Source organism: Methylobacterium sp. Leaf113, from assembly GCF_001423325.1.
In the GTDB taxonomy this organism is placed as follows: Bacteria; Pseudomonadota; Alphaproteobacteria; order Rhizobiales; family Beijerinckiaceae; genus Methylobacterium.
This window is the reverse complement of sequence record NZ_LMNJ01000041.1, coordinates 1-9,670: the sequence shown is the minus strand read 5'-3', so window position 1 is coordinate 9,670 and position 9,670 is coordinate 1. Positions and strand designations below refer to the sequence as shown.

At 58.5% G+C, this 9,670-nt stretch carries 8 protein-coding genes and 2 pseudogenes; 9 read left to right on the top strand and 1 reads right to left on the bottom strand.

Annotated elements, in window-relative coordinates:
* Together ASF60_RS18240 and ASF60_RS18235 are read left to right on the top strand one after the other, a co-directional pair.
* A partial coding sequence (locus ASF60_RS18240; protein WP_156634286.1) for a transposase occupies positions 1-169 on the top strand: 169 nt, incomplete at its 5' end.
* 265 nt (positions 170-434) lie between these two features.
* Positions 435-3,662 (top strand): beta strand repeat-containing protein, encoded by a 3,228-nt coding sequence (locus ASF60_RS18235; protein WP_082508067.1) that lies wholly within the window; start codon positions 435-437, stop codon positions 3,660-3,662.
* A 216-nt stretch (positions 3,663-3,878) separates the two neighbouring features.
* On the opposite strand, the gene ASF60_RS18230 is transcribed toward ASF60_RS18235, so the two are convergent.
* The gene (locus ASF60_RS18230) at positions 3,879-4,898 is read right to left on the bottom strand and encodes a helix-turn-helix domain-containing protein (protein WP_056188311.1); all 1,020 of its coding nucleotides are present in this window, start codon (positions 4,896-4,898) and stop codon (positions 3,879-3,881) included.
* 204 nt (positions 4,899-5,102) lie between these two features.
* Here ASF60_RS18230 and ASF60_RS18225 point away from each other — a divergent pair.
* The 7 genes and pseudogenes from ASF60_RS18225 to ASF60_RS18205 all read left to right on the top strand — a co-directional run.
* Positions 5,103-5,856, top strand: a pseudogene (locus tag ASF60_RS18225) (IS6 family transposase).
* Positions 5,857-6,032: 176 nt separating this feature from the next.
* Positions 6,033-6,200 (top strand): hypothetical protein, encoded by a 168-nt coding sequence (locus ASF60_RS24740; RefSeq protein WP_156634284.1) that lies wholly within the window; start codon positions 6,033-6,035, stop codon positions 6,198-6,200.
* Positions 6,201-6,432: 232 nt separating this feature from the next.
* Complete coding sequence (locus ASF60_RS26290; protein WP_082508066.1) at positions 6,433-6,633, top strand: MucR family transcriptional regulator; 201 nt, start codon at positions 6,433-6,435, stop codon at positions 6,631-6,633.
* On the top strand, positions 6,591-6,989 hold the full coding sequence (locus tag ASF60_RS18220; RefSeq protein ID WP_443136780.1) for a MucR family transcriptional regulator: 399 nt from the start codon (positions 6,591-6,593) through the stop codon (positions 6,987-6,989). Before ASF60_RS26290 ends, ASF60_RS18220 begins: the two co-directional genes overlap by 43 nt.
* Before the next feature lie 653 nt (positions 6,990-7,642).
* Positions 7,643-8,366 (top strand): annotated as a pseudogene (locus ASF60_RS18215) (IS6 family transposase).
* Positions 8,367-8,715: 349 nt separating this feature from the next.
* Complete coding sequence (locus ASF60_RS18210; RefSeq protein WP_156634282.1) at positions 8,716-9,006, top strand: DUF6894 family protein; 291 nt, start codon at positions 8,716-8,718, stop codon at positions 9,004-9,006.
* A gap of 146 nt (positions 9,007-9,152) precedes the next feature.
* Positions 9,153-9,670, top strand: a 518-nt coding sequence (locus ASF60_RS18205; RefSeq protein WP_162241337.1) for a Crp/Fnr family transcriptional regulator, incomplete at its 3' end; no start/stop codon positions are given.

Sequence of the window (9,670 nt, the reverse complement as noted above, 5' to 3'; positions counted from 1 at the left end):
CAAGCGGAAGATCCGCCACGACAAACGCCGCTACCGCGAACGCTGGCGCATCGAGGCGACCTTCAATCGCCTGAAGGACTTCCGTCGCATCGCCACCCGCTACGACAAACTGGCCCGCAACTACGCCTCGGCCGTCGCACTCGCTGCCGTCATCGCCTTCTGGTGCTGATCGAGTCCAGACCCTAGGCTTTTGGCCTACCTGACCCTGACCCAGCAAAAATGCCACTTGATCCGACTTGCAACAGGTTTTCAGATCCAACGTCGGATCATGGCTCTGTTGGTCCAGAGGTAGGAGGACATACGACACAAGCGCATAAAAAGATGCGGTGAGACGGAGAGACAAAGGTTTCCGTCATACAGGTCGCGTCCGCCCCTACCCGACAGGTCAAAGAGTGTACTAGTCCCAATCAAGTTTTTTGATTGGGGGAAACACAATGGCTGTTGCAAAATCTGCATTCAAAGGCGTGGGATATGCCAATGACGCCTTCGACATGACAGGTAAAGCCCTTAATTTAATTGGCATGATTCCTGGCGTCGAAATTCCCAACGAGCTTCTTGAAGTATTTGGTGTATTCAATGGTGACCCTAGCTTGGACCTTCTCAATGAGATGAATGGCAAGCTAGACGATATCTATAAGCAAGGACTAGAGATACTTAACGACATCGGCTTGGTTAAGGACGAGGTGCATAATATTGCGCTCAATTCGATCAAAACCAGCGCAATAAATGCGCAACAATACCTTAATGATTACAAGCTTAATGGCACTGAGTTTTACCGGAACTCTGCCATCGAGAAGTCGCGTGATGCGCTGACCGCTGCAGAGGTCTTTGCAGGAAATGAGAAAGCAGACATCTCACTCGTCTTACCGTCGCTGTTTACGGCCTTCACAACTCGGGTGAACGTTATCCGCGAGACCAGCGATGGGGCGACTTCTGGAGACGCCAAAACTGAACTTTCAAACGCTATTAAAGTTCTGGAAACATCAGTCGCAAAGTACAAGGCGCAGCTATCCGATACAATTAATCTGAAAATCGACGTTAGTTATGACTATATGACAGAAGAGGTATTACTTACAGCATATATTGATACAGGAAACGGCAGACCAAACAACGTTGGAGCGGCTGCTTATATAACTGATTTTCGTAATAGTAATGTAGATATTGAAGCCGCCGTAAAACTCTCCCCTACTTACACCAGCGAAGGAAGCGTATCAACATGGAATGACTGTGAAGTTATCGATATAGATATTGTTCATGCAATATTTAGCAACTTTAGATATGAGGACCATACGATACCATCGCTTACTCAGACGGAAGCAAACTACCTCGATAAAGTGATCTATCCTCAGGCGCACTTAAGTGAATTGAAGACAGCCGTCGATACGCTCAAGCAACTCGTCAGCGGCCAGTGGGTGATCGATGTCGATGGAACAGTCGACCACACCATTCAAGCGAACCATGATATCCCCGAGACGTTCGCCCAATGGCCGGGCTTCACGGCGCCTCACACGCTGGAGGGTCGGGCTGGTAACGATGAGGTTATCGGCGGTGCAGGCAACGACACGCTCAGAGGCGGTGGCGGTGATCCGGCACGCTACGGCACTTTCGGCGACGGCAATGATCATCTTCACGGCAAGGGTGGCGACGACATCCTAGTCGGCGGCACCGGGAACGACTGGCTCGACGGTGGTAGCGGCAATGATCGCATAGATGGCGGGGCCGGCACCGACACGGCGAGCTATGTGTCGGCAACGGATGGCGTGTCCGTCTCCCTCGACTTGAAGGACTGGCAGGAGACCGGCTTTGGCAAGGACCGGCTTGTGAGCATCGAGAACCTGGAAGGCAGCACCTTTAACGACAGGCTGACGGGAAGCGTCGAGGACAATACGATCATTGGCCTCGCCGGCAACGATTCGATCAACGGCAAACAGGGGGCCGATCGCATGATCGGCGGAACCGGAGACGATACCTATATCGTCGACAATGTCGGAGACACTGTCGTTGAGGCCACTGGCGAAGGATTCGACACGGTGCAGACCAATCTCGCGAGCTACACGCTCGGAGCCAACGTCGAGGAGCTGGTTTACAGCGGCACCAGTAATTTTATGGGTATCGGCAACGAGCTGAACAATAGGCTGTTTGGTTATGATGGTGCTGACAAGCTCGACGGCAAGGCTGGCGCCGACAAGATGTACGGGGGTTTCGGCAACGACACTTATGTAGTCGATAGCACCGGCGATGTGGTTACGGAATTCGCAGACGAGGGTATGGATCGCGTGCTGTCCAGCGTCAGCTATACCCTAGGGGGTAACGTCGAGAACCTCAGCCTGGCCTCGAGTGCTGCGCTTAGCGGCACCGGTAACGTCCTCGCCAACTCCATCGTTGGCAACGCTGGCGCCAACCTCCTCGATGGCAAGTTCGGCGCCGACACTCTGACAGGCGGCGCCGGTGCCGATACTTTCGCGTTCAGCACGGCGTTGGGCTCGGGCAACGTCGATCGTATCACTGACTTTGTGGCATTGGATGACACCATCCAGCTCGATGGTACAATGTTTACGGGTCTGGCGGGAGGAGCCTTGGTCGCGGCCGCCTTCAAGGACCTGAGCACCAGTGCGGTCGATGGGGATGATCGTATCCTTTACGATAGGACCACCGGTCGTCTGTCCTACGACACCGATGGTAGCGGCAGCGGTGCTGCCGTGCAGTTCGCTGTTCTCGACAACAAGGCCGTGATCACCGCAGCCGATTTCGTGGTCACTGGCACGGGGACCGGAGGTACGGGTGGCGGTACCGGCCTAAACGTGGTGGCTGGTGCCACAGCGGGCAACGACACCCTGACCGGAACCAGCGGCAACGATCTCCTCAATGGCGCTGCCGGTGTTGACACCCTGACGGGCCTAGCTGGCAACGACACCTATGTGGTGGACAATACCGGTGACATCGTCACGGAAGCCGCAAGTGCCGGCACCGACACGGTGCAGACCAGTTTGACGAGCTACACTCTGGGCGCCAACGTTGAGAACCTGACTTACACCGGCACGAGCGCCTTTATCGGCACTGGGAACGGGCTGGCCAACACCCTTACGGGCGGCTCGGGTGCGGACAAGCTGAGCGGCGGCCTGGGTGCCGACACTTTGATCGGCGGGGCTGGAAACGACACTTACACGGTCGACATCTCCAGCGATGTGGTGGTGGAGGTAGCCAATGCTGGCACTGACGGTGTGCTGACCAATGTCAGCTACACGCTTTCCGCCAACGTCGAGAACCTGACGTTGACAACGAGCGCTGCGATCAACGGCACTGGCAACGGACTGGCCAACACCATCGTTGGAAACGGCGGAGCTAACGTGCTCGATGGCCGAGCTGGCGCTGATACCCTGACGGGTGGAGCAGGCAATGACACCTTCGTGTTCCGCTTTGGGGCGACAGTCGGCGATAAGGTGCTCGACTTCACCGGTGCAGGCGTGACGGTTGGCGACAGCCTAGCGTTCTATGGCTTTGGGACAGGGGCCACTCTCGCGCAGGTTGGTACGTCAGATAGCTACACCATCAAAGCAGATGCCGCGCATGGGGGCATGAGCGAGACGTTCCAGCTTGTCGGCGTGACCAACCTCGATCTGCTCTCAGGCTCAGGCCACAACGACCTCATGCTGTTCGCCTGAGGTACGCAGACCAGACCGTATGGTGTAGAGGGCGGTGCAAATCTAGGCCACTAAACCGCCCTCAACGCACCGGCCTCATGCGCAGCCTCTCAGCTGCCACGTCGGCGTAAGGGTCTGATCCGGAGATCGTTTAAAAGATGGGCTCTGCCGGGCTTGGTGAAGCTCAAGTGGCCTGGATTTACTCCGCCCTACAGAGGGCATCCACCAATTGAAGAATCAGGTTTCGCGCAGCCATGCCCAGACGTGTTTCAACGTCCCCTGACCGCCGATCCGCTGAGCCATCCGACGCTCGCCACGCCATGCCTGGGGCGACGAGCCGTACCGGTTGCGAAAGCTGCGGCTGAGTTGCGAGACACTGCTGAAGGCAAACACCTCCCCCAAGCGGCCAATCGTGCGAGTCTCCAGGGGATCGGCAAGGGCATCGCGCACCGCCTTTAGGCGCTCGCCTTGCACGAAGTACATCACGCCCCCCTCGGGCTCAAACAGTCGGTAGAGGGTGGACCGCGAGACCAGCATCTGCCTGGCGATGAACTCCGGTGACAGATCGGGCCGCGACAGGTTCGCTCGCACGATGGTTTTGGCCAGCGCCATCAGGCTGCCGTCGAGTTCACGGCCATCCAGCACGTCCGAGGCCTGCGAGGGATCGAGCAAGCGACGCAGGAAGGTGACGAACTCATTGGCGAGAGCCGGAGCGTCGTCTGGGCGCGTGGTCGGCAATCGACGGTAGATGCTGAGGATCTGTGTGGCCAGCAACCGGTTGCGGGCCGCATCGAAGAGGAGGCCGTGCTCCTCGAGCGGCAATCCATGGAGATGGGTGCAGGGTACGACGAAGCCGGTCGTATCAGCCCGATCGAACATACCATCGAGCAGGTGACGGCGACCGATGAGTGCTACGGCGCCAGCCGAGACAGAGGCGGGACGGCCAGCGATGGTCCCTCGGTAGCGGCCGCTCCGCCAGAGCTGGAACAGGAAGTGGTCGGGACCGGCCTCGACGCGTCGGCGGTCCCGCTGGATCCGCTGGGTCGAGAGCAGTGTACGATGAGCAACGAGGTCACCGACCTGGTACGCGACGTTGGTGCCGAAAGGCAGGAGGGCGGATGGCGTGGTCGGACCAACCTCGTACATCGGCGCCATGAGGGTGCGCCATCGCTCGAAGGCTTCTCCCGGGGGCAAGCCTGACGTGGTCAGGAAGAAGTACGGCAGGCCCGCCTCAGCCGTCGTGTCCTCTGCGCCCAACGAGTCAAATCCTTCGCCATCCGACCCGTTCGGCGTAGGACGTTAGGCATGCGTTCCTCGGCGGGGCAAGCCAAATGCTGGCGTGCGATCGACGAAGGGCAGAAACTAGCCTGAGGAGGGCGTGTCGCAAACGCGATCGGACCTGCGTTTAACCCCGCGTTGACCATACGGTCGGCATGGCGCCTTCTGAACCGGAGGCCACCCATGATCCTGTCCGCCATCGCTGCGAAGCTCAAGCAGCGCGCCCAGCGCGACTTCAGGGGCCGGCACGACGAGGCGGCGCTCATCATCCAGGCCGTCGCCTGGTACCTGCGTTACCCGCTGAGCTATCGTGACATTGAGGAGCTGTTCTGAGGAACGCGGGGTCGAGGTGGATCACTCCACGCTGAACCGCTGGGTCCTGGCCTACGCGCCGTTGATCGAGAAGCGGCTGCGCCAATTCCGCAAGCCGCACTGCGGGTCGATCCGGATCGATGAGACTTACATCAAGGTGCGTGGTGAGTGGCGCTACCTCTACCGAGCCGTCGACAAGCACGGCAATCCCATCGACTTCCTGCTGACCGCCCACCGGGATCTCGACGCGGCCAAGCGCTTCTTCCGCAAGATACTTTCGGCTGAGCCTCTCTTTGCTCCGGACCGTGTTGGTACCGATGGCGCCGGCACCTACCCGCCGGCTATTGCTGAAAGCCGCAAGGAGGGTCTGCTGCCCCGCATGCCGCTCCACTACGTCACGAAGCACCTACAGCAAGGTCTCGAGAGCGATCATTTCAGGCTCAAAAAGAGCATGCCGCGGATCGGCAGCTTCCAGTCCTTCTGCACGGCTCGGCGCACGATCCAAGGCTTCGAAGCCATACTCTGGCTGCGCAAGGGCTTCGGCTTCGCCGGCGCGTGGACGGTCCGCGAACAGAACCATCTACTCGGGGTCTGCTTCGGACTTCAGGCGGTTAACAAAACCTGAAAACGCGCGAGATCCAGCCTCTGATGCAGCCTACGGCACGGCTTGCGACAAGCCCTACTGGAGAGCGTCAGCCTCCACGGCTATCCGGTTGTTCGACGAGGCTTACAACGAACAGGAGCGGCCGGAAGCGGCGGTAGTGCGGCGTGGTGCACATTGAAGGAAGCTCTGGGCGGCCGATGACATACACGCTGCATCGCCTCGCCCCCGGCAGCTACGATCTCATCCTCAACGGCGAGATCGTCGGCAGTGTGGTGCGTGAGGCCTCAATCGAGGGCGGCGCCCCTATCTGGCATGCCGAGTTGCTGGATGATCCGCCGTCCGAGAAGCGACCGCATTCCCTTTAGCAAGATTGACCCTATCTCCGGAGGCTCCAGACAGCCACGGCTTGGCTCGACAATGGCGAAATCATCGATCGCATACGCAGTTCAACGCCGGAATTACCGCGCCTATGAAGCAATCTTATAAATTTTAATTGTAAATATAATGCAAGCAGTACGATAGTGACGGTTCCGTTATTTCGGGAATTGAGTTTTGTATGATAATCTTTGTACCGTTAGAATAAGAACGGAAATTTGAATGTCTGAAACCCCTGAAACTCACGTGCTTGGTTTCCTCGAACTCGCTGCCGATATCACCTCCGCTTACGTGTCCAACAACTCAATTCGGCCAACCGATCTGCCGGACCTGATCCGCTCCATCCACACGGCACTCGGCAGCATATCACCTCCGCTTACGTGTCCAACAACTCAATTCGGCCAACCGATCTGCCGGACCTGATCCGCTCCATCCACACGGCACTCGGCAGCCTTGCTAGCAGTGCTGCACAGGCGTCCAAAGAAGCTGAGGTCGAAAGGCCGACTGCTGCTCAGATCCGGAAATCCCTGACGCCGGACGGCATCGTCAGCTTCCTCGACGGCAAGAGCTACAAGACCATGAAGCGCCACCTGACGGGCCACGGTCTTAATCCCCAGAGCTATCGTCAGCGCTATGGCCTACCGGCCGACTACCCGATGGTCGCCCCGTCCTACGCCGCCATGCGCTCGGAGCTGGCCAAGTCGATCGGCCTCGGCCGGATTGCCGAACGCATCGATGAAGAGCAGCGCAAAGGGAAGGGTCGCAAGAAGGCTGCCTGAGCGCTCAAAGCTACAAGGAGGCTGTTGTCTCATGCGNCGGATTGCCGAACGCATCGATGAAGAGCAGCGCAAAGGGAAGGGTCGCAAGAAGGCTGCCTGAGCGCTCAAAGCTACAAGGAGGCTGTTGTCTCATGCGCCGCAACGAGATGCYCTACACCCTCGTGCCGGGCTCTTGCTGCGCGATTCATGTAGATCACGTCAAAGGGTGATATATCGTCTTCTTGAAAATCCTCAGCAAATGAGACCGGAGGAGATGGGTGTCTAGAGCTTAAGACCCATTTCGCCCACCGATGTGATCGGCGCTGAGCAATGCGCTGCTGCCAGTTCAGAATACCCCGCCTAGTGCCTTCGTGTATGCGCATTCGGATGTTCTTGGCTGATGATGAGCAACCTGCTCCGACAATTCTATATGCCGGAGCAGGTAAAGGGTTGCCGAAAATTTGTACTGAAATGTGCAATTATCCCGGCTACCGCGATATTTTGAAAAAAGACATTAACAACTGGCAAGAACCGACTGCGGCTACTAGACCTAGCGCATGGTCTTACAAGGCGCACAGACCTCATAGGCTCTGTCGCAAACGCGAACGCGCCTTCGTTCACGGGATCGTGGGCCATCCCTGGCCAGCTTGCCGCCTCCGCCTTGGAGCCGGCCCATGATGCTGTCCGCTATCGCCGCCAAGCTGAAGCAGCGCTCCAAGGCTGACTTTAAGGGCCGGCACGACGAGGCGTCGCTCATCGTGCAGGCGGTCTCCTGGTATCTGCGCTATCAGCTCAGCGACCGCGACATTGAGGAGTTGTTCTGAGGTGCGTGGCCTGGAGGTCGATCACAGCACCCTGAACCGCTGGGTCTTGGCCTACGCGCCGCTGATCGAGAAGCGGTTGCCGCAGCTCCGCAGACCGCACTGCGGCTCGGTCCGGATCGACGAAACGGACATCAAGGTGCGAGGTGATGGGCGCTGCCTCTACCGGGCCGTCGATAAGCACGGCAATCCGGTCGACGTCCTGATGACCGCCAACCGCGATCTCGATGCGGCCAAGCGCTTCTTTCGCAAGATGCTTTCGCCCGAGCCGTTGCTCGCCCCAGACCGCATCAGCACGGATGGCGCCGGCACCGACCCGCCGGCTATCGCCGAGGGCCGGAAGGCGGGCCTGCTGCCGGGAACGCCGATCCACTCCGTCACCAAGCATCTGCAGCAGGGGATCGAGAGCGACCACTTCTGGGTGAAACGGCCGATGCCGCGGGTGGGCGGCTTCCGATCGTTCAACACGGCGCGGCGCACGATCCAGGGCTTCGAGGCCCTGCTGTGGCTGCGCAAGGGCTTCGGCTTTGCCGGCGCATGGACCGTGCGCGAGCAGAGCCGATTGCTCGCGGTCTGATTCGGACTTCCACAGGCGAACAAAGCCTGAAAATGGGGAGGTAGAGGCCTTTCTGCGCCCTATACCCAAGCTTGCGACGGCCCCTCGCCAGTCCTTCCAGGGTAGGGCGCCAACTACGCGGGCGCTCGCACAACCCCTCGAAACCAACCGATACGCCGCAGGGGTGGGCCTTGCGGTGGGAGACGCCCGCTAGCAGGGAAAATCGAACGTTCGGTACCCACACCGAACGTCCACATTGCGACGGAAAGTGACGTGATCTGACCTGCCGCGATCAGGTAAATGTAAGATACCCGACCGACAGAACACCGATTAACAACGGGTAATGACAAGCGCAGTACGGGTTAATACGATGCAATCATCGTTAAAAAATGCAATTTCATCGAAAGCATGGCTGTTGAAGCTTTATTTCGACTTTGATGACGGTCTCACCCAGCTCAGGGATGAGGAAGGCATCGACCTTCCCGACGTAGAAACTGCACGGACGGAGGTTCTGAAGACCCTCGGAGAAATCGCTAAAGACGCTCTGCCAAAAAGCGATCAACAGGCGTTCACGGCCACGGTTCGTAACGCCTCCGGGGATGTCGTCTACAGCGCAAAGGTCACAATTTCCGGCGAGCAGCACGAACCATCCCGTACGTGAAGTTCCCCGTTTATCGTCGGCGCTGATTTTCGTACGGTTCTGTACGGAACAACACAAAGCCATAGAGATTTCGATTTTTTGAAACCTTTTTTATTACAATTGTTTGGGTCGACATATTGGTCGAAGGGCATGGCCCGGGAGGGTGCATGCTCAATCCGTTCATCCAGAAACTTGGACGCCGTTTCGTCCTGTCTGGGGCCGAAGAGAAGGCTCTTACTGATGCGAGTGCGCGCGTTCGCGATGTTCCATCCCGAACCGCACTCATCTCGGAAGGAGACGTGCCCGATCACGTCCACCTGATCCATAGAGGGTTCGCCTGCCGCTATAAGGTGCTTCCAGGCGGTGGACGGTCGATTGTCGCCTTCCTCATCCCGGGAGACTTCTGCGACCTGAACGTGTCGATCCTCGGCGAGATGGATCACAGCATCGGAACGATCAGCTCCTGCGACGTGGTGCGTATCTGCGACCTGAACGTGTCGATCCTCGGCGAGATGGATCACAGCATCGGAACGATCAGCTCCTGCGACGTGGTGCGTATCCCGCGTTCGGTGATGAATGACCTCAGCGGGAAACATCCGGGCCTGAACCGTGCCTTGCAGTGGGCTGGCCTCGTTGATGAAGCAATCCTCCGAGAGTGGCTGGTGTGCATGGGCCGTCGTTCGGC